The organism is Micromonospora sp. NBC_01740 (genome assembly GCF_035920365.1).
Lineage (GTDB): Bacteria > Actinomycetota > Actinomycetes > Mycobacteriales > Micromonosporaceae > Micromonospora > Micromonospora reichwaldensis.
Genome location: NZ_CP109150.1, coordinates 6,247,867 through 6,267,275, shown reverse-complemented (window position 1 = coordinate 6,267,275; position 19,409 = coordinate 6,247,867). Strand labels below are relative to the sequence as shown.

The 19,409-nt window shown below is 72.5% G+C and carries 17 protein-coding genes; 13 read left to right on the top strand and 4 right to left on the bottom strand.

Annotated elements, in window-relative coordinates:
- The first annotated feature begins 20 nt into the window (after positions 1–20).
- The 3 genes from OG989_RS27280 (at position 21) to OG989_RS27270 (ending at position 5,009) form a co-directional block, all read left to right on the top strand.
- Positions 21–3,302 carry a BTAD domain-containing putative transcriptional regulator gene (locus OG989_RS27280; protein WP_327028908.1) on the top strand — a complete coding sequence of 1,094 codons (3,282 nt, stop codon included), beginning with the start codon at positions 21–23 and terminating at the stop codon, positions 3,300–3,302.
- A 49-nt stretch (positions 3,303–3,351) separates the two neighbouring features.
- Positions 3,352–3,993, top strand: a complete 642-nt coding sequence (gene wrbA, locus OG989_RS27275; RefSeq protein ID WP_327028907.1) for an NAD(P)H:quinone oxidoreductase — start codon at positions 3,352–3,354, stop codon at positions 3,991–3,993.
- A gap of 119 nt (positions 3,994–4,112) precedes the next feature.
- Complete coding sequence (locus OG989_RS27270; RefSeq protein WP_327028906.1) at positions 4,113–5,009, top strand: NAD(P)-dependent oxidoreductase; 897 nt, start codon at positions 4,113–4,115, stop codon at positions 5,007–5,009.
- Positions 5,010–5,171: 162 nt separating this feature from the next.
- Here OG989_RS27270 and OG989_RS27265 read toward each other — a convergent pair whose 3' ends face one another.
- Positions 5,172–6,005 (bottom strand): SGNH/GDSL hydrolase family protein, encoded by an 834-nt coding sequence (locus OG989_RS27265; protein WP_151452273.1) that lies wholly within the window; start codon positions 6,003–6,005, stop codon positions 5,172–5,174.
- Positions 6,006–6,555: 550 nt separating this feature from the next.
- Between OG989_RS27265 and OG989_RS27260 the strand changes: the two genes are divergently transcribed.
- On the top strand, positions 6,556–7,608 hold the full coding sequence (locus OG989_RS27260) for a S1 family peptidase (RefSeq protein WP_327028905.1): 1,053 nt from the start codon (positions 6,556–6,558) through the stop codon (positions 7,606–7,608).
- 51 nt (positions 7,609–7,659) lie between these two features.
- On the opposite strand, the gene OG989_RS27255 is transcribed toward OG989_RS27260, so the two are convergent.
- On the bottom strand, positions 7,660–8,640 hold the full coding sequence (locus OG989_RS27255; protein WP_327028904.1) for an acyltransferase domain-containing protein: 981 nt from the start codon (positions 8,638–8,640) through the stop codon (positions 7,660–7,662).
- A gap of 246 nt (positions 8,641–8,886) precedes the next feature.
- On the opposite strand from OG989_RS27255, the gene OG989_RS27250 reads away from it, so the two are divergent.
- The 7 genes from OG989_RS27250 to OG989_RS27220 all read left to right on the top strand — a co-directional run bounded on the left by OG989_RS27250 (position 8,887) and on the right by OG989_RS27220 (position 13,160).
- Positions 8,887–9,540 carry a hypothetical protein gene (locus OG989_RS27250; protein WP_225851839.1) on the top strand — a complete coding sequence of 218 codons (654 nt, stop codon included), beginning with the start codon at positions 8,887–8,889 and terminating at the stop codon, positions 9,538–9,540.
- A gap of 6 nt (positions 9,541–9,546) precedes the next feature.
- Positions 9,547–10,137, top strand: a complete 591-nt coding sequence (locus OG989_RS27245) for a MauE/DoxX family redox-associated membrane protein (protein ID WP_151452269.1) — start codon at positions 9,547–9,549, stop codon at positions 10,135–10,137.
- Positions 10,134–10,679: a hypothetical protein gene (locus OG989_RS27240; RefSeq protein ID WP_151452268.1), complete on the top strand. Its 546-nt coding sequence runs from the start codon at positions 10,134–10,136 to the stop codon at positions 10,677–10,679. Before OG989_RS27245 ends, OG989_RS27240 begins: the two co-directional genes overlap by 4 nt.
- A complete protein-coding gene (locus OG989_RS27235) occupies positions 10,676–11,608 on the top strand; it encodes a peptidoglycan-binding domain-containing protein (RefSeq protein WP_327028903.1) in 933 nt (310 codons plus the stop codon). Before OG989_RS27240 ends, OG989_RS27235 begins: the two co-directional genes overlap by 4 nt.
- Positions 11,605–11,778 (top strand): hypothetical protein, encoded by a 174-nt coding sequence (locus OG989_RS27230; protein WP_192581199.1) that lies wholly within the window; start codon positions 11,605–11,607, stop codon positions 11,776–11,778. Before OG989_RS27235 ends, OG989_RS27230 begins: the two co-directional genes overlap by 4 nt.
- 81 nt (positions 11,779–11,859) lie before the next feature.
- The gene (locus OG989_RS27225) at positions 11,860–12,363 is read left to right on the top strand and encodes a hypothetical protein (RefSeq protein ID WP_327028902.1); all 504 of its coding nucleotides are present in this window, start codon (positions 11,860–11,862) and stop codon (positions 12,361–12,363) included.
- Positions 12,364–12,830: 467 nt separating this feature from the next.
- Entirely contained in the window at positions 12,831–13,160 is a 330-nt protein-coding gene (locus OG989_RS27220) for a hypothetical protein (RefSeq protein ID WP_327028901.1), read from the top strand.
- Between the two features lie 162 nt (positions 13,161–13,322).
- Here the strand turns inward: OG989_RS27220 and OG989_RS27215 are convergent, their stop codons facing one another.
- The gene (locus OG989_RS27215) at positions 13,323–14,150 is read right to left on the bottom strand and encodes an SDR family oxidoreductase (RefSeq protein WP_327028900.1); all 828 of its coding nucleotides are present in this window, start codon (positions 14,148–14,150) and stop codon (positions 13,323–13,325) included.
- A gap of 264 nt (positions 14,151–14,414) precedes the next feature.
- On the opposite strand from OG989_RS27215, the gene OG989_RS27210 reads away from it, so the two are divergent.
- Entirely contained in the window at positions 14,415–16,394 is a 1,980-nt protein-coding gene (locus tag OG989_RS27210; protein WP_327028899.1) for an acyl-CoA dehydrogenase family protein, read from the top strand.
- 106 nt (positions 16,395–16,500) lie between these two features.
- Here OG989_RS27210 and OG989_RS27205 read toward each other — a convergent pair whose 3' ends face one another.
- Complete coding sequence (locus OG989_RS27205) at positions 16,501–17,259, bottom strand: DUF4328 domain-containing protein (RefSeq protein WP_225851835.1); 759 nt, start codon at positions 17,257–17,259, stop codon at positions 16,501–16,503.
- Positions 17,260–17,693: 434 nt separating this feature from the next.
- On the opposite strand from OG989_RS27205, the gene OG989_RS27200 reads away from it, so the two are divergent.
- The gene (locus tag OG989_RS27200; protein ID WP_327028898.1) at positions 17,694–19,217 is read left to right on the top strand and encodes a non-reducing end alpha-L-arabinofuranosidase family hydrolase; all 1,524 of its coding nucleotides are present in this window, start codon (positions 17,694–17,696) and stop codon (positions 19,215–19,217) included.
- Positions 19,218–19,409: the final 192 nt, after the last annotated feature.

Below are 19,409 nucleotides of genomic sequence, written 5' to 3'. Positions count from 1 at the left end.
GGGACAGTCGACTGGCTAGTGTGAAAGTCGTGATGTTCGGGGTGCTGGGCGAGATCGCGGTCTGGACGTCGGATGGCAGACCCGTCACCGTGCCCGGCCTGAAGGTTCGTGCTCTCCTGGCTGACCTGCTGGTGCACGAGGGACGCCCGGTCTCCGCCGACCGGCTGATCGAGGATCTCTGGGGTGACGAGGCGCCGGGCAAGGCGCTGGGGGCACTCCAGACCAAGGTGTCGCAGTTGCGCCGCGCGCTGGGGGCGGGTGAGGCGGGTGGCCGCGCGCTGGTCGAGTCCGGCGATGCCGGCTACCGGCTGCGGGCGTCGTCGGAGTCGGTCGACGCCGGTCGCTTCGCCGCGCTGGTGGCGCGTTCGCGCTCGCAGCGGGAGCCGGCGGGACGGGCGGCGACGCTGACGGAAGCCCTGTCGCTGTGGCGCGGTTCCCCGTACGCCGACTTCAGGGACGAGCGGTTCGTACGCCAGGCGGCCGAGCGTCTCGACGAACAGCGCCTGGCCGCGCTGGAGGACCTGGCCGAGGCCCGGCTCGATCTCGGTGAGCACCACCTGCTCGCCGGTGAGCTGGCCGACCTGGTCGCACGCCACCCGTGGCGTGAGCGGCTACGGGCCGCGCACCTGCGCGCCCTGTACGGCTCGGGACGGCAGCGTGAGGCCCTGTCCGCGTACGAGCAGTTCCGTCGGCAGGTGCGCGACGAACTCGGCATCGATCCCGGCCAGGAGTTGGCCGAGCTGCACCGGGCGATCCTGCGCCAGGACCCCGCCCTGCGGCCGCCGGCACCGCCGTCGACTCCGGCCCGAACCAACCTGCCGGCGCCTGTGTCACCCGGTCCGTACGGCGGACTGATCGGGCGTGAGACGGCCGTCGAGGCGGTACGGGAGCGGCTCACGAGCGAGCGGCTGGTGACCCTGACCGGGATGGGCGGGGTGGGGAAGAGCCGGTTGGCGCTCGAGGCAGCCCGGGTGCTGGCCGACACGTTCCCCGCCGGGGTGTGGCTCGTCGAGCTGGCCGGCCAGCCGCACTGCGGCGGCCAGGCGACCTGCACCGAGCTCGTCGAGATGGTGGCGGCGACCCTGGAGATCCGGGACGACAGCCCGCCCGGCCTGCCCGGTGAGCGACCACGCGAGCCGATGGACCGGCTGGTCGCCGCGCTGCGGGACCGGCGGATGCTGCTGCTGCTCGACAACTGCGAACACGTGGTGGCGCCGATCGCCGAACTGACCGAGAGCCTGCTCGCCGCCGCGGCCGACCTGCGCATCCTGGCGACGAGCCGCGAACCGCTCGGGATCCCCGGCGAGGTCGTCCTTCCGGTGCCGCCGCTGGCCCTGCCGGAGCCGGGAGCCACCGCCGAGCAGGTCGCCGACGCCCCGGCGGTCCGGCTCTTCGCAGCCCGCGCCCGCGCCACCGAGCCGGGGTTCACCGTCGACGCGCGGAACACGGACACGATCGCCACCATCTGCCGGCGCCTCGACGGCGTACCGCTGGCGCTGGAACTGGCCGCGTCCCGGCTGCCCGTGCTCGACCCGGGCGAGCTGGCGGCGCGGCTCGACGACCGTTTCCGGCTGCTGTCGTCCGGTCGGCGCACCGCGCCCGCGCGTCAGCAGGGGCTGCGCGCGATGATCGACTGGAGTTGGGAGTTGCTGTCGCCTCCCGAACGCGCGGTGCTGCGCCGGCTGGCGGTCTTCGCCGACGGTGCCACCCTGGCTGCCGCCGAGCAGGTGTGCCCGGGCGGGCAGGTGGCGTCGGACGAGGTCCTCGACGTGCTGGCCCGCCTGATCGACCGCTCGCTGGTCATGGTGCGGCACGGCGAGAGCCCGCGACGCTACCGGCTGCCGGAGACGGTGGCCGCCTACGGTCTCGAGCAGCTCGACAGCGCCGGCGAACTGCGCGCGACCCGTCGCCGCCACGCCGCGTGTTTCGCGCGTCTCGCCGAGCAGGCCGCAGGGCGGCTCCGTGGGCGCGAGCAGAGTCGCGCGCTGCGCGAACTCGACGCCGAGAACGCGAACCTGCGGGCGGCACTCGACGTCGCCGCCACCGACGGTCAGGCCCGCGTGGGCTTGGCGCTCGCCACCTCGTTGTGCTGGTACCGGCTGCTGCGGGGCCGGTTCGGGGAGATGAGCCGGTCCCTGCGGACGGCGTTGGACATCGTCGGGGGCAGCGCGGACGACGTCGCACCGGACGCCCTGCGGCGACACGCGGACATGTGGCTGACCGCCCTCGCCACCCGCGACGGTGACCCGACCGCTCCCCGGCAGCGGATCCTGGAGCGCTACCGGGACGCCGACGGGCCGGAGAAGGCGTTCGCGCAGTGGTTGTTCGCCTCCATGATGCTCGGCTCCGGAGATCCGGGGGAGGCCGCCGACCTGGTCGACGCGGCGCTGGCGGCGTTCCGCGCCGACGGGGACCAGTGGGGCATCGCTGCCGCCTGCGCCACCCGGGCGGACCTCGCGCTCGTACACCGCAGCGACCTGCCCGCCGCGCAGCGTGACTGCGAGACCAGCCGGTCGCTGTTCGGGCAGTTGGGCGACCGCTGGGGGCAGGTGCATCCGACGAGCCTGTTGGGGACCCTGGCCGAGATCCACGGCGACTACGACCTGGCCGCCGCGCACTACCGGGAGGCGCTGCGCACCGCCGAGCACCTGCGGCTGTGGACGTCGGTGTCCCGGCAGCTGGCCTGCATCGGTCGGCTCGCCCTGCTGCGCGGCGACCTCGACGAGGCCGCCGTCAGTCACGACCGCGCGCTACAGGTCGCGCGGGAACAGTCGAGCCGCTCCGCCGCCGCCTTCGCCGGCACGGGCCTGGCGATGATCGCGCGACGGCGGGGCGACCTCGACGCCGCCGAGGCCCAGCAGCACGACCTGCTCGACTGGAACCGGCGCGCCGGCTACCTGCCAGGCTGCGCGCTCGCGCTGGCCGAGTTGGGGTTCATCGCGGAGCACCGCGGCGACGCCGTCCTCGCCGAGCGCCGACACCGTGATTCGCTCGAAGCGGCGCGCGCCGCCGGAGACCACCGGGCGGTCGCCCTGGCCCTCGAGGGACTGGCCGGGGCCACCAGCCTCGGCGGTGACCAGCGCCGTGCCGCACGGCTGCTCGGCGCGGCCCGCACGCTGCGCGAGGTCGCCGGAGCGCCGCTGCCCCCCGGCGAACGGCACGACGTCCAGCGCGTGACCGGCCGCCTCCGGGACGCGCTCGGCGGCGGGGAACTCGCTGCCGAGATGAGCCGTGGCGCGCAGCTCGACCTCGACGACGCGGCGCTCAGTGGCCTCGGTCAGGGGACGGTCAGCAGACGGTAAGCCTGCCCGGCACGGTTGACCGAGAACCGAGCCGAGCCAGGAGGCAACCGTGCAGACCGATGCCAGGATCGCCGTCATCTACTACTCCGCCACCGGCACCGTGCACCGGCTCGCGCAGGCGTTCGTCGACGGAGCGGCCGACGCCGGCGCGGAGGTCCGCCTGCGTCGGGTGGCCGAGTTGGCGCCGGAGCAGGTCGTCGATGCCAGACCGCAGTGGCGGGCCCACCTCGACGCCACCGCCGACGTCCCGCTCGCCACCCTGGACGACCTCCGGTGGGCCGACGGGTACGCCTTCGGCACGCCGACCCGGTTCGGGAACGTCTGCTCCCAGCTGCGCCAGTTCCTCGACACCACGACCGCCCCCTGGCAGGCGGAGGAACTGGCCGACAAGCCGGCGACCGGCTTCACCGCCACCTACGAGGAACACGGTGGGCAGGAGGCGACCCTGCTCAGCCTCTACCAGACCTTCCACCACTGGGGGTCGGTCATCCTGCCCACCGGCTACCTGAACTACGACACCGCGCACGCCGCCGGCGGAAACCCGTACGGCGTCAGCCTCGTGGAGAGCCGCGCCGGCGGGGATCCCGGGTACGCCCGGGCCGTCCTCGATACGGCCCGCTTCCAGGGCGCGCGCCTCACCCGCATGGCAGCCGCCGTCGCCGCCGTCCGCGCGGAGCGCCGGCCCGGGTAGCAGCCCGACGACGGAAGCAGTACGGCGTGCGGGACGACATCGTGCGTAGCCGCGTCCGCGGCGAGCACTCCGCCACCTGACGCACCAGGACCACCTGGGTGAAGGACGAGAGGAAAGCAATGCTGACAACGACCGCAGTCGATCCGACCAACCGGGCCAGCCAGGTCACCGTGCTCGGCCTCGGTGACATGGGATCGGCGATCGCCAGGACGTTCCTCGACCGCGGACACCGCACGACGGTCTGGAACCGGACCGCGAGCAAGGCCCTGCCGCTGGTCGACGCCGGCGCCACGGCCGCCGCGACCGCCGCGGAGGCGGCGGCCGCGAGTCCGCTCGTCGTGGTGTGTCTGCTCGACGGCGCAGCGGTCGACGAGGTGCTCGGTTCCGTGGACGCCGCAGTCGCGGGCAAGGTCCTGGTGAACCTGACGAGCGGCTCTCCTCAGCAGGCCCGGGCCAACGATCGCTGGGCGAGAGCGCGCGGCGCCGAGTACCTCGACGGCAAGATCATGGGAGACCCGCCCTACGTCGGTACGCCGCACGTCATGTTCCCGTTCAGCGGTGCCCGCACCGCCTTCGAGGCGCACGGGCCGATGCTGCGGGAGTTGGGCACCGTCGTCTACCACGGGGAGGAGGCCGGCTCGGCCGCCGTGGAGTTCATGGCGCAGGTCGCGATGGGCTACGAGATCCTCATCGGGTTCCTGCACACGCTCAGGCTGGTGCAGGCGGAAGGAGTCGACGTGGCGGAGTTCGCGGAGCGTGTCGCCAACAACGTGGCCGCGCTGGCACCGCTGTTGACCTCGATCGGCAACGCGGTCAGGGCCGGCGACTACCCACCGGATCTCGGCCCGCTCAACGTCCAGGCGGCGCTGATGGACGACCTGATCAGCCATCGGGAATCCGTCGGCGTGGAGGCCGTGCGGATGCGGGAGGTCAAGGGCCTGATGGACCGCCGGATCGCTGACGGCTTCGGCGCTCAGGGGTTCTCGAGCCTGTTCGAGCTGTTGGCGAAGGCCTGACGGCGGTTTCCCAGCGCCCGGGGGAGCCGCCACGGCCCGCCGTGTCGTTCCACGTGGGGCGTGCGTCCACGGCCTGGGCGGGGGCATCCTGACGCCGGGCTGGGGTGAGGTCTCCGGTAAGGGCTGTTCGGCGGGAACAGGCCCGAACCGGAGACCTCGCGGCTACGCCTTGGCGCCGGCCTTCTTGGCGGTGGCGGACTGGCCGACCGCCTGGGTGAACACCGGGAGGTAGCCGAGGGACTGCCCGGTCGCCATCGGGTGGTACGAGTTCGACAGGTTCAGGATGTCGACGGAGTGGATCCACTTGTTGCCGCTGCAGATCTGGTGTCCGACGAAGATGCTGCGTACGTCGGCGAAGGTGAACCCGGCGCGGGCCGCGGCGGCGGCGATCAGGTTGTCGGCCAGGTTGATGCCCTCGTTGACCTTCGCGCGGGCCGCCTCGCCGATTCCGAGGCAGACCGTGCCGAGCTGGTAGAAGACCGGGTAGCTCAGCACCACGACCTTCGCGTTCGGGGCCTTGCTGCGGATCGCGGCGTAGGCCCGGTCGAGCAGGCCGGGGAGGTTCGCCCGGGCCTGCACCTGGGCCGCGTCCACCGCGGCGATGCAGGCGCTGGAGCCCTGGAGGGCGCAGGTGCTCATGATGGTGCCGAACCCGGCGTCGTTGCCGCCGATGGTGATGCTGACCAGGGTGGTCTGTGCACTGAGCGCGGCGACCTGCGAGTTGATCACATCGGTCGTCTTGGCGCCCCCGCAGGCCACCGACTTGTAGGAGGCCGGCGCGTTGGCCGCCGCCCAGAGGGCGGAGAACGCCTTGGTGCTGCGCTTGCAGGCGCCGCTCTCCGAGGTGTAGCTGCCGGCGCCGACACCTGAGGCGTACGAGTCCCCGAGCGCCACGTAGTGATGGCCGGCGGCCTGCGCCGGACTGGCCAGCCCAAGTACCGCGAGTGTCGCGGAGAGGACGCCTGCGAGCAGGCTCAGCGTTCGGGTTCTGGTCATGTACCCCTCCAAGGTCCACCGGTTGGTGAACGATTAATAGCACTACATCGATGTTTAGGGATAGGTGCAGATCGAATCGATGTGGTGATCGGGTGGAACTAAGGGGTGGCTCGGCGCGGGGCCGGGCCCGCCCGGCCCATGACGCCGGATCCGGTGGCCCGGCCGTCGGTGCCGCGATGGAGCCGGGGGAGGCGTCGCGGTGCGCGGCGCCAGCCCGATGGTCGTCGACCGACACCGGTTTTTTCGATGTTGCGGCCGCGTCCCGCCATCCGGTCGTGGTGAGTGGTGGGAGCCGACGGGTGGGTCGCGGGCGGGGCTTGCTGACCTGCCAAGTCGCGGCGAATAGCGACTAATCGCCGCAGGCGCCACTCGTCGGGCTCTCCGGACCCAAGGTATGAGAAGTGGCCGAGTCAGGCCAACCGTCACTCTTGCAATCAATGTGAGATCTATGAATAGATCGAACGCCTCCGGTCGGGTGAGCCTCACCAACCGATCGGGTGCCCGGGGCTACCTGACAGGCAGCCCGTGCTCAGCTCCATGGAGGTACCACATGCGACACTCCGGGTCTTCGATGCGCCGCGTCACCGCACTGTCGGTGGCCGGCGCGCTGGTCGTCGGCACCTTGACCAGCAGTCCCGCCCAGGCAGCACCCGCGACGCCCGCTTCCCCCGACCAGGCCACCGCGCTCGCCGCCGCACTCGGCGACCGCTCCGGCGGGGCGTACGCCGGGGCCGACGGCGCCATGGTCGTCACCGTGACCGACGACGCCGCTGCCCGCAAGGTCCGCGCGGCCGGCGCGACCCCGAAGCTCGTCGCCCGAGGTGCGAAGGACCTCGCCCGGGCCACGGCCGCGCTGGACAGCGCCGCGCGGGTGCCCGGCACCGCCTGGTGGACCGACCCGGCGACCAACCAGGTCGTGGTCTCCGTCGACAGCACGGTCACCGGCGCGAAGCTGGACCGCGTCGAGACCGTCGCGGCGCGGCTCGGCGGTACCGTCCGCATCCAGCGGGAGGCCGGCACCCTCAGCACCCGGGCCGCCGGTGGCGAGGCCATCTACGCCGAGGGCGGCGGTCGCTGCTCGCTCGGCTTCAACGTCCGCAGCGGCGACACCCACTACTTCCTGACCGCCGGGCACTGCACCGACATCACCGCCAACTGGTACGCCGACTCCGCGCAGGGCAACCTGCTCGGCACCGGCGGCACCGGCAGCTTCCCCGGTAACGACTACGGCATCGTGCAGCACACCAACCCGGCCGCCGCCGACGGCAGCGTCTACCTCTACGACGGCACCACCCGCGACATCACGGGCGCGGCCGACGCCTTCGTCGGGCAGTCGGTGCAGCGCTCCGGCAGCACCACCGGCATGCACGGCGGCGCGGTCGAGGCGACCAACGCCACGGTGAACTACGCCGAGGGCAGCGTCAGCGGGCTGATCCGCACCACGGTCTGCGCCGAGCCGGGCGACAGCGGCGGCGCGCTCTTCAGCGGAAGTACCGCCCTGGGCCTGACCTCGGGTGGCAGCGGCAACTGCTCCTCCGGCGGAACCACCTACTTCCAGCCGGTCACCGAGGCGCTGAGCGTATACGGAGTGGAGATCGTCTGACAGGCGCCACAGCAGCGGGGCCGCCGGACACCGGCGGCCCCGCTGCTGTTCTCAGGCCGCCGATCCGGCCGACGGGTGCGGCTGGAACGGGAAGCGGCCGCGGCGCCACTGCCAGTGGCGGCCGGCCTTCAGGTGGTCGACGACCGCGCGCTGGAGCACGGTGCGGCGCGGCAGCTCGTCGAGCGGCGTGGTCAGGGTGCGGAACACGAACCGCAGCACCTCGACGTCGGCGTCCAGCCCCTCCGGATCCGGATCCTCGTGGGGCTCCAGCTCGAACCTCCGCTGGAACCGGGCGATGTGGGAGTCCTCGGGCAGGTATTCCAGCAGCTGCGGATCCAGCAGCCACGAGCCGCAGGAGAACGCCGTGTGGCGCTCGTCGGGGAAGTGGCGCGGGAAGAACGCCCGGGCCTCGTCGAGCGACGCCGTGACCGACTCCGGGGTCAGCGGCCCCGACTCGGGGATGTGCAGGGCGATGCCGGTGTCGCCGCGCTGGTGTTGCAGCCGGCCCAGCTCGTAGAGGCCGCCGCGGGCGTGCAGGGTCAGCCAGCTCTGCATGACCGGCCAGCCCTCGCGGCGCATCCGCCGGTCGATCGCGAGGTTGCGGCCCAGGTCCGCGAGGGTCGCCCACGACACGGCGTCGGCGATGCCGTGGTCGCGGTGGTATCCCCTGACGACGTCGACCAGGGCCAGGTACGCGTACACGTAGAGATGCCGCCAGGCGGGGCCCCGCTCGCGCGGCAGCGCCGGACCGGGCGGCAGCCAGCCGTGGCCCCCGAGATCGGCGCGGACCAGGGCGATCGACCGGTCGAGCAGCCAGCGCAGCTCCGGCGTCCACAGCGGAGAGTCGGGGTCGGGCCAGCCCGCCATGATCTCGGCGGCGTCGTCCGGCCGCACCGCGAGCCGGTCGAGGAGCGCGGGCGCGTCAGCCCTGGCGGGCAGCGGCGCCGACGGCCGGTCGCCGGCGAGCCGGTGCAGGCGGTCGATGTCCTCGACGGGTACGCCGAGCCGGGCGGCGGTGTCGTCCAGATCCACGCGGACGACCCTATCGGCCGGTCGGCGTCCTCCCCGGCCCGTGCCGCTCGGGCCGGGCGGCGCGCGTCCGCAGTGCCCGCGCGCCGGGCCGGAACTGTCACCACCCGGTGACAGCAATCGACCTTGTCATATATTTACAGAACCGTATACCGTGCCGTTGGTAAGTTCCGGACCCGGACGAAGGGCGGGCGCATGGCAGCCAGTGGGGCGCCGGTGACGCATCGGGCGATCGACCAGGGTCGGTTCATGCTCGATGGCTCACTCGACCTCAGCGCACCGTTCACCTCGGTGGCCGACGTGACCATCGGCGGCCGACTGCACGAGTTCACGGCCGGCTCGGTCGGGCTCGCGGACGACGTGGCCCGGACGCTCGGCGTCGAGACGTTCGACGAGGAACTCACCTACCAGGGCGGCACGCTGGCGACCGCGCGCATCCGGTCCTACGACCCGCAGATCCAGTTGGCCGAGGAGCGGCTCGTGGCGGTCTGGCGGGGACGGCGACACTGCTTCTTCACCGAGATGTACGGCGCGTCGACCACCGATCTGCTCGGGGCGTTGCGGACCCTGCGCGTCGAGGAGCACGACGACGGGCTGGCCCTGCGCCCGGCCTCGAAGACCGGGGCCGAGTTCGCCGAACCCGCCACCGTCCTCAAGGAGATCCCCGGGCTCGGCCTGCTGGAGATCGCACCGCTCACCAAGCAGCGTGCCGGACAGCTGCCATCCTGGCGCGGCCTGCAGACGCGGGCGGGCGAGCTCTTCCGGGACGTCCTGCCCGACGGGCAGCCCTACTTCGTGCTGGCCGCGGCGGACGCCTGGCTCAGCCTGGTGCCGTTCGGCGACACGGCCGTGGAGCAGGTGCCCACCCTGGTCGACCGGCTCCGCGTCCAGACGGTCCGGTAGGTCGGGATGTCCGGGCTGCTGGCCGGCGTGGCCACGTACACCGTCCTGTTCACCCTGCTCGTCAGCACCGCCGAGCACCTGTCACGGCCGGCGGCGCTCGCCCGGGCCCTGGCCGCGCACCGGGTGCTTCCGGCTCCGGTCGCGGTCGCCGTCGTCGCCATCGCCGGCGAAGGACTGCTCGCCGGTGCCGGGATCGTGGCGCTGCTCCACCCCGCCGGCGAGCGCCTGCTCGTCGCCGTCCTCGTCGGCAGCGGCGCGCTACTCGCCCTCTACGCCGGCTACGGCCTGTACGTGCGGTCGACCGGGCGCGCCGGATCGTGCGGATGCTCCCGGGTGGAACTGCCGATGACCGGTTGGGTGGTGGCACGGGCGGCGATCCTCGCCGGGCTGGCACTGCTCGCGCTGTCGCTGTCCGGCTCGATCGTCGCGCCGGACCGGGCCGACGCCGCACTCGCCGTCGTGCTGCTGGCCGCCGCCACGTTCACCACGCTGCTGTGGCACCTGCCCGCCGCGATGTACGAGCCGGCGACGGCGACAGCCGGGCGGCGCACGACCCGCCGGTCCATCGGCACGACAGAGGGAGGCCTTGCCGGATGAGCTTCCAGACCAGCGCACTGATCCTGAGCTGGATCGCGATCCTCCTGCTGGCCTTCACGGTCTCGGGACTGGTACGCCAGGTGCACGCGCTGTCGAGCGGGGCGGTTCAGCGCCGTCCCGAGTCGGTCGGTCTGCGGCCGGGCGCACCAGCCCCCGGATTCGCCCGGCTGGCGCCGGCGGCCCCGACGGTTCCGCTGGTGCTGCTCTTCCTGGAGCCCGACTGCGGGACGTGCACCGAGGTGCTGGCCGAGGCGGGCGAGCACGCCCGTCCCGGCCTGGAGTTCCGGGTCCTCTACCGGGAGGACCCCCCGGCGCGGGCGGCGGAGCTCCCGATCACCGTGCTCGGTGGGCAGGCGGAACTGTTCGAGCGGTACGACGCCCTCGCCACGCCGTTCGCCACCGTCGTCGACGCGGCCGGGCGGGTGCTCCGCGCCGAGCCGATCGGCTCCCGGGCGGCACTGCACCGCCTGCTCGACGAAGTCGACAGCCGACCCGGCGGCCCCGCACCGGCGGTCGCCACGAATCAGGGAGATCGGGCATGACCGGTATCGACACGGTGCCCTGGTTGCGCGGGGACGACCCGGGGACCGGGGCCGCCGTCCGGCGGGTGCCGGTGCAGCCGGGCGGCCGGCGCGCGGGTTGGGCGCTGTCGCGACGCACCCTGCTCCGGGCGGGCACCGCGGTGGGGATGGCCGCGCTCAGCGTGTTCCCGGCGGCCCGCCGCGCGTACGCCGACGGCTACACGATCTATGCCGGGTGCCCGACGTACGCCAGCGACCACAACTGCTCACCGGGGTGCGGCCCGAGCACGATCTTCGCCGACTCCTGCAACACCAGCGGGACGTACGCCGGATTCCACAAGAACGACGGCGTCACCTGGATCCTGCGGCCCAACCAGTGCTACGGCGGCACCTACGACGGCTGGCTGTGGGCCTACAACGGGGCGTGCGGCGCCTGCGCCTGCTCGGTCGAACGCCGGTGCCACGACGGGTACAAGAAGACCAGCTCGGGCTGGGTGAAGTCGATCTGCCGCTGGAACACCAAGTGCGGATGCCTGGGCACGGCCAGCTGGCCCACCACCCAGCGGAGCAACACGGGGGTGAACGTCTACACCGTGCAGCACCTGCTGACCGCCCGCGGGCACGCGACCGAGATCGACGGGATCTTCGGTGGCGACACGGAGGCGAAGGTGAAGAGCTTCCAGACGGCGGCCGGCCTCGGGGCCACCGGTGTCGTCAACGCGACCACCTGGCCGAAGCTCGTGAGCACGGTCCGCTCCGGGAACAGCGGCCACGCCGTCAGCGCGGTGCAGCGCCAGCTGAACAGGCGCGGCTACGCGCTGGTGGTCGACGGGGCCTTCGGCCCGGCGACGGACAGTGCGGCGCGCGACTTCCAGCGGCAGAACGGGCTCACGGTCGACGGGGTCGTCGGGGTGAACTCCTGGCGGACGCTGACCGGCGCCGCCGTATGACCCGGACACTGCCAGGGCACGCCCGGGCGGCACTACGCCGGGCCGGTGACCCTCTCGTACCCCTGCTGCTGCTCGTCGTCGGTGCGCTCGCCGCCGCCGCGTACGGGCACGTGCTCACCTGGGCGATGATCGGAGGGCTCGCGGGTTACACGCTCTCCGGCTCCGTTTGAACGCACAACAGCGCGCACGCGCTGGCCTCGCCCGGGTGGCGGGATCGAGATCGGCAGGGCGTCGTCCTCACCCTGTTCGTCGTGGGGTTGATCGTCGGTGGCCTGCTCAGCGGATCGGTGTTGGGGTTGCTCTCCGGCCTGTCCGCTCCCGTGCCCGTCCCGTGGCGGTACGCGGGCATCGTGGCGGTGGCGGTGCTGGGGCTGCTCCGCGAGGTGGGTCTGGTGCCGATCCGGCTGCCGCAGAACGCCCGGCAGGTGCCGCAGGACGTGCTCCAGCGCAGCCTGCGGCGTGGGGCGCTGCAGTTCGGCTTCGAGATGGGCACCGGGGTGCGCACCTACGTCTCGGCGAGCGCTCCGTACGTGCTGGCGGTCGCTCTGCTCCTCGGTGGCCAGCGCCTGCACGTCGCGATGCTCGCCGGGATCGGATTCGGTGTCGGACGCGCGATGACCCCGCTGGCCCGCCGCGCCGCCGGCACCGGCGACAGGTGGGACGCCGACCTGCGGGTACGGATCCGGACGATCACCGTCACGGCGGGCGTCGTGCTCGTGATCGCCCTCGGCCTGCTGGCCGTGCGGCAGTTCTGACCGCGGCGCGACGCCACGACGCCGTCCACCGCGACGGTCGGCCGCACAGACCGTGCACGTGTCGTGCCGGCCGAGGCCTGCGCGGATGTCGCCCCGACCCTGCCGGGTGGCGCACCCGGCGGGGGATCACCGTCCCGCTGCGCCCTCGTCCGGCCACGTCCCGGACAGGTGCCTGCTGGCCGGCGTCGGCGGCTGCGGGAACCCGGGGACCGAGCGGAGCCGGGCGCGGACGAGGTCGATGTCGGGGTGACCGAGGTCGGACAGGACGCACAGGGCGTCGGCCCAGGCGGCGTTGGCTCGTCCCGGCTCGTCCGCGGCCAGCAGGGCGTCGCCCAGTCGGACGAGGGTCTCGGCCCGGAGGTTGGGCCCGCGTCGACGGCGTCCCCCAGGTCCTGGACAACACGCTCAGGGAGCAGGTCGGAAAGGCCCCGGAACTGGCGCGGGCCCGCGCCCGGTGGCTCTCGTGCATGGCCGAAGCGGGCTACCCGTTTCCCGATCCGGAGGCCGCGGCCGAGGACCTGTCGCGTGCGTACCGGCAGGACGGCGACTCCGCCTCCCTGCGCCGCCGGGAGATCGCCGTGGCCACCGCCGACGACGAGTGCGCGCTGCGGGCCCACGTGCCCGCGACGGAGCTCGCGCTACGTCGGGACGGGGCTCAGTCCCTGCCCGTCACCCGGCGGCGCGAGCTGACCGACCTGGGCGCGGTGCACTGCGCCGCCTACCGCAGGGCGCAGCCGGTGGTCGGGGACCTGGCGCACGCCCAGCCGTGCCTGTCGAGCCCGGAGGGCGGCCGGTAGCGCCCGGGGACCGGCGGGCGGGCGAACGTCGCGTGGTGCCGGGCCGGCGCCGTGGTGCCGGCCCGGTGCGACGTGTCCCGCCGTGCGCGGCTAAGGGCCACAACCGTCGTCGCGGTCGGCCGCGTCCGCCGGCCGTCGGTGCCGGCCGAGCCCGGGCGAGGGTCATTCGAGGGTGTGATGACCCGCCTTGACGACCTGGTCGTACTCACTGCGCCGGGCGTCGTAGGCGGCCTCCAGGAACGTCTCCGAGTCCGGGCCCACCGGCAGCCGAAGTGGCGGCGACTCCAGCTGGCTGAGCCGCCAGACCACGTCCGCGAAGAGTTCGGGGGAGTTCACCTCGATCTTGGTGTTCATGCTGCGCAGCGCGCCGAGCAGGCCGTCGCTGACCGCCGTGTACTCCGGGATCCGCTGCTCCGGCATCACCAGGTTGCCGCTGTATCCGGTGGCGAAGCCGCCCGGCTGGAGGATGGTGACCTTCACCCCGAGGTGCCCGGCCTCGGCGGCCAGCGACTCGGCCGCTCCCTCCACCGCGAACTTGCTCGCCGTGTACGCGGCCAGCCCGGGGAAGGGAACCATGCCGGCGACCGAGCTGACGAAGACCGCGTGCCCGTGGCGCTGCGCCCGCCACAACGGCAGCACGGCCCGGGTGAGCCGCCACGGCCCGAACACGTTGGTGTCGAACTGCGCGGCGAGTTCCGCGTCGGAGACCTCCTCGAAGGTGCCGAACTGGCCGTAGGCGGCGTTGTTGACCAGGACGTCGACCCCGCCGAAGGCGTCCACCGCCCGCTCGACCGCCGCCACGCACTGCGCCGGATCCCGTACGTCCAGCGCGGCGGCCACCACGTTGCCCGGATGCCGGGCCACCAACGCGCCGAGGGTCTCCGGTCGCCGGGCCGTCGCCAGCACCTGCTCCCCCTCGGCGGCGAGCCGGGCCGCGAGGGCCTGGCCGAGTCCGCTCGAACACCCCGTGATCAACCAACGCTTCGCCATCGCTCTCGACCCGCCCAATCCGAAGGGTTACCTGTCGGGTGCAGAGTGTCAGAGCCGTTGGCGAGGGTGAAGGGACATCGGCTGTCGCCAACCGGATTCGTCGGGTACCCGGCGCACCGCCGGCCGAGGGGCGACGGCCGGTTGGCCCAGCCCTCCGGGGCGGCCGTCGCGACCTGTCCCTGCCGGATCTTGATGACGGGAGCGGCCGGTATCCTGGATCGGGTACAGAGTGTGCCCATATATCCGCTATTCCGAGGGGTGACCATGTCCGATCACGCATCCGGCCGCATCGAGGTCACCCGCCTGCGGGAACTGCTCGACGGGCCGTGGGCCGAGGTCCGCAACGCGCACCGGGAGCAGCTCGACGCGCGCTTCCTCCCCGTGTACGGCGAGACCGGTGACCAGGCGCGTGAGCGGATCACCCGGTTGATCGCCGAACTCCCCGTCAAGCTGGGCATCGCGTCGGCCTTCCCCACCGAGTACGGCGGCAGATCCGATGTCGGCGGCTCGATCGTGGCCTGCGAGATGCTGGCACAGGTCGACCTGTCGCTGATGGTCAAGGCGGGCGTGCAGTGGGGCCTGTTCGGCGGCGCCGTCGACGCCCTCGGCACCCGGCGGCACCACGACGCCTACCTGCGGGACATCGTCTCGGGCAAGATCCTCGGCTGTTTCGCGATGACCGAGACCGGCCACGGCTCGGACGTGCAGCAGTTGCGCACCACCTGCACGTACGACCCGTGGACGCAGACCTTCGACCTGCACACCCCGCACGAGGCGGCCCGCAAGGACTACATCGGCAACGCGGCCCGGGACGGGCGGATGGCCGTGGTCTTCGCGCAGCTGATCACCGAGGGGCGGCGGCACGGTGTGCACGCGTGGCTGGTGCCGATCCGCGACGCGCAGGGCAACCCGCTGCCGGGCGTGACCATCGGCGACGCCGGGCCCAAGGCCGGCCTGCTCGGTGTCGACAACGGGCGGCTCAGCTTCGACCACGTGCGGGTGCCGCGGGACATGCTGCTGGACCGGTACGGTCAGGTCGCGGAGGACGGGACGTACTCCAGCCCGATCGAGGACGACTCCCGGCGTTTCTTCACCATGCTCGGCACCCTGGTCCGCGGCCGGGTGAGCGTGGGCGGCGCCGCGGCGGCGGCGACCAAGTCGGCGCTGACCATCGCGGTGCGCTACGGCGACATCCGCCGCCAGTTCGACACGCCCGACGCGGACCGGGAGGTGCTGCTCAACGACTACCTGGCCCACCAGCGCAAGCTGCTGCCCGCCCTGGCCACCTCGTACGCGCTGCACTTCGCCCAGGCCGAGCTGGTCGCCGCGCTGCACGAGGTGCAGGGCGGCGACGGGCCGGTCGACGCGCACCGGCAGCGGGAGCTGGAGTCCCGGGCGGCCGGTCTCAAGGCCGCACAGACCTGGCACGCCACCCGCACCATCCAGATGTGCCGCGAGGCGTGCGGCGGCGCCGGCTACCTGGCCGAGAACCGGCTGCCCAGCCTCAAGGCCGACACCGACGTCTTCACCACCTTCGAGGGCGACAACACGGTGCTGCTTCAGCTGGTGGCCAAGGGGCTGCTCACCGGCTACCGGGACGAGTTCGGCTCGTTGGACGGCTGGGGGCGCGCCTCCTTCGTCGCCGAACAGGTCCGCGAGATGGTGCTCGAGCGCACCGCCGCGCGGTCGGTCATCGAGCGGCTGATCAGCGCCGTGCCCGGCCGCGACGAGGAGGTCGCCGTCACCGATCGCGGCTGGCAGCTCAAGGTCTTCGAGGACCGCGAGAGGCACCTCCTCGACGGCGTGGTCCGCCGCCTGCGCAACGGCGCGGCGACGAAGAAGGACCGTCCATTCGACATCTTCAACGACGTGCAGGACCATGTCCTCGCCGTCGCCGCCGCGCACGTCGACCGGGTCACCCTGGAGGCGTTCGTCGCCGGCATCGAGGACGCGACGGACCCAGAGGTCCGGGCGCTGCTCTCCCGGGTCTGCGACCTGTACGCGCTCACCGTCATCGAGGCACACAAGGGATGGTTCCTGGAACACGGCCGCCTCACGCCGGCCCGCGCCAAGGCGATCACCGGCGTGGTGAACGGCCTGCTCAAGGAGCTGCGCCCGCACATGCGGACGCTCGTGGACGGGTTCGCCATCCCGGAAGCCTGGCTGCACTGCGCAGTCCTGCGCGAGGAACCCCGCAGGCAGGAGGACATGGCCGCCCACGACGCCGCCGGGCGAGGCCGGTGACGAGAACCACCCGCGACGACCGCGCGCACGAGAGGGCTGCCGCGCCTGGCCCAGGGCGACGGTGACCGGGTTGCCCCAGCGCGTCGCCGTGCGGCTGCGGTCGTCGCTACGTCGCCATCGAGCCCGCCGGGTGCCCGGGCGCGCTTCGAGGTGCCGCGTAGGGTGCGTCGGGCGCGAGCCCGCCGTGTCCGGTACCGATCGGCGTCGTCTTGGCGATGCGGTCCTGCTGGGCGGCGGTGATCCGGCGGATCAGCACGATGAGCGAGGCGCCGGCGATCAGGCAGGCGACGGTGGGGACCAGCCGGGGGCCGAGCGAGTCCTGGTAGTAGCGGACGTACGTGGCAAACTCCGTGTCGCTGCGGGGCCACGGGGTCAGCCGGTCGTACCGCTGGTTCTCGAGGCGGAGCAGGATCCGGTCTCCGACGCTGAACGTCAGCCATGCGGCCCACCAGAGCCCGACCAACGCTGGCGTGGCACGTCGCCAGAGGCTGTCGCGGGCGACGTTGGCGATCACCCGGGCCGGCACGACGAAGTTGGCGAAGGGGACCAGCCAGCCGGCGATGGCCCAGCCGGAGTTCAGTGTCGGCAGGGCCCCCGGGAACGCCTCCAGGTTCCTGCGCGCGCGCCAGGTCCAGATGATCAGTAGCACCGCGGCGGTCAGCATCGCCGAGAGGTGGAGCAGGGTGAGCAGCACCTCGGCGGCCACCGCGCCGAGTAGCAGATCGCGGTCGCCGCGTTCGGCGGCGGCGCGGGCCAGCTGGACGCCGAACACGGGGAACAGCCCGCTGGGCAGGTAGAGCAGGCTGGCCACGCCGACGGCGACGGCGGCAGCCGTGCCCAGGCGGCGCAGGGGATGGATGGGCACTCCCGGAGCGACCGCCGGTTGGCCCAGTGGAGTCTTGCAGCGCCGGCACTCGTTGAAGGCCGGGGACGTGGCGTCCCCGCAGGTCTTGCAGATCAAGGTGACCGTCCAGGATGGCGGCGAGAGGTGACGCGCGCAGACTAGACGATCATGGCTGGAGGCGTTGGCCCGCACGACCAGGCCAGGCAGATGCGTCGATGCGTACCGAGTGGGGAACGTTACGTCTTGACGAACGACATGTTATCGCTCACAGTCGATGGCTGAGGCCGACGACGCGTAGCTTTCCGGGCGAGCTGGCTTGTCGACCTTGAATCAGGCGTGCGCCTGGGCGCAAGCAGGTCTTGTTAGCGCTAACTGCTTGCCGCTCGTGCCCGGCCACGCGTCGCGGTGCGCCCATCTTCGGGCATCCCGCTGGCATCTCTCAGCCGAGGAGGATCATGTCTGTCTTCGATAGGTCTCCATCTCCCACGCCGCCGCCGTCGCGGCGGCGCCGGTGGTTGCCGCGGGTCGTCGCCGCTGGGGTGGCCCTGCTGGTCGGTGGCGTCGCCGCGGCGGTGGTGTCGTCGGCACCCGCCGCCGCGGCGACGGTCGACACCAGCGCGTGGTACGTGTTGGTCAACCGCAACAGCGGCAAGGCCCTGGATGTGTACAACCTGGCCACGAACGACGGCGCGCGGATCGTGCAGTGGGCGCGCAACGACGGCAACCAGCAGCAGTGGCAGTTCGTGGACTCCGGCGGTGGCTACTACCGGTTGAAGTCGCGGCTGTCCGGCAAGGTGCTCGACGTCTACAACTTCTCGACCGCCAACGGTGCCAGCATCGTGCAGTGGGCCGACAGCAACGGGTCCAACCAGCAGTTCCGGCTGGCCGACTCCGCCGGTGGCTACGTCCGTCTGATCAACCGGAACAGCAACAAGGCGGTGGAGGTGCAGGGCGCCTCGACCGCCGACGGCGGGAACGTCGTGCAGTACGACGACTGGAACGGCAACAACCAGCAGTGGCAACTGGTCCGCGTCGACGGCGGGGGCAACCCCACCACGCCACCGCCCGGCACGTGTGCGCTGCCGTCGACGTACCGCTGGTCGTCGACGGGCGCGCTGGCGCAACCGAGGGCGGGATGGGTCTCGCTGAAGGACTTCACCCACGCCCCCTACAACGGCCGGCAACTCGTCTACGCGACCACGCACGACACGGGAACGACGTGGGGCTCGATGAACTTCGGCCTCTTCACGAACTGGTCCGACATGGCCTCGGCCAGCCAGAACCAGATGCCCTTCGCCGCTGTCGCGCCCTCACTGTTCTACTTCGCCCCCAGGAACATCTGGGTGCTCGCCTACCAGTGGGGCGGACCCGCCTTCTCCTACCGGACGTCGAGCGACCCCACCAACGTGAACAGCTGGTCGTCGCCGCAGACCCTCTTCACCGGCAGCATCTCCGGCTCCGGCACCGGGCCGATCGATCAGGCGATCATCGGTGACGACACCAACATGTACCTGTTCTTCGCCGGGGACAACGGGAAGATCTACCGGGCCAGCATGCCCATCGGGAACTTCCCGGGCAACTTCGGCTCGACCTACACGACCATCATGAGCGACACGACGAACAACCTGTTCGAGGCGGTCCAGGTCTACAAGCTCCAGGGCCAGAACCGGTACCTCATGCTCGTCGAGGCGATCGGCGCGCAGGGCCGCTACTTCCGCTCGTTCACGGCCACCAGCCTGGGCGGTACGTGGACGCCGCAGGCCGCCACCGAGAGCAACCCGTTCGCGGGCAAGGCCAACAGCGGCGCCACCTGGACCAACGACATCAGCCACGGCGAGTTGATCCGCAGCAACGCCGATCAGACCATGACCGTCGATCCCTGCAACCTGCAGTTGCTCTACCAGGGCCGTTCCCCCAGTTCCGGCGGCGACTACGGCCGCCTGCCGTACCGCCCGGGTCTGCTGACCCTGCAACGCTGACGACGGGCACCGGATCCCCCGGATGTCGTAGACGTCCGGGGGACACCGGCGGGGGAGTGTCGATCCACACCTTCCCGCCAAGCCCATCAGGCTCGGCGTGTCGGGCCAGACCGGTTACACCCTTACTCGGACAGTCCCCGGGCACGCCCCCCTGAGAAGGGTGCGGCCCCTCCGTTGCCGGAGGGGCCGCAC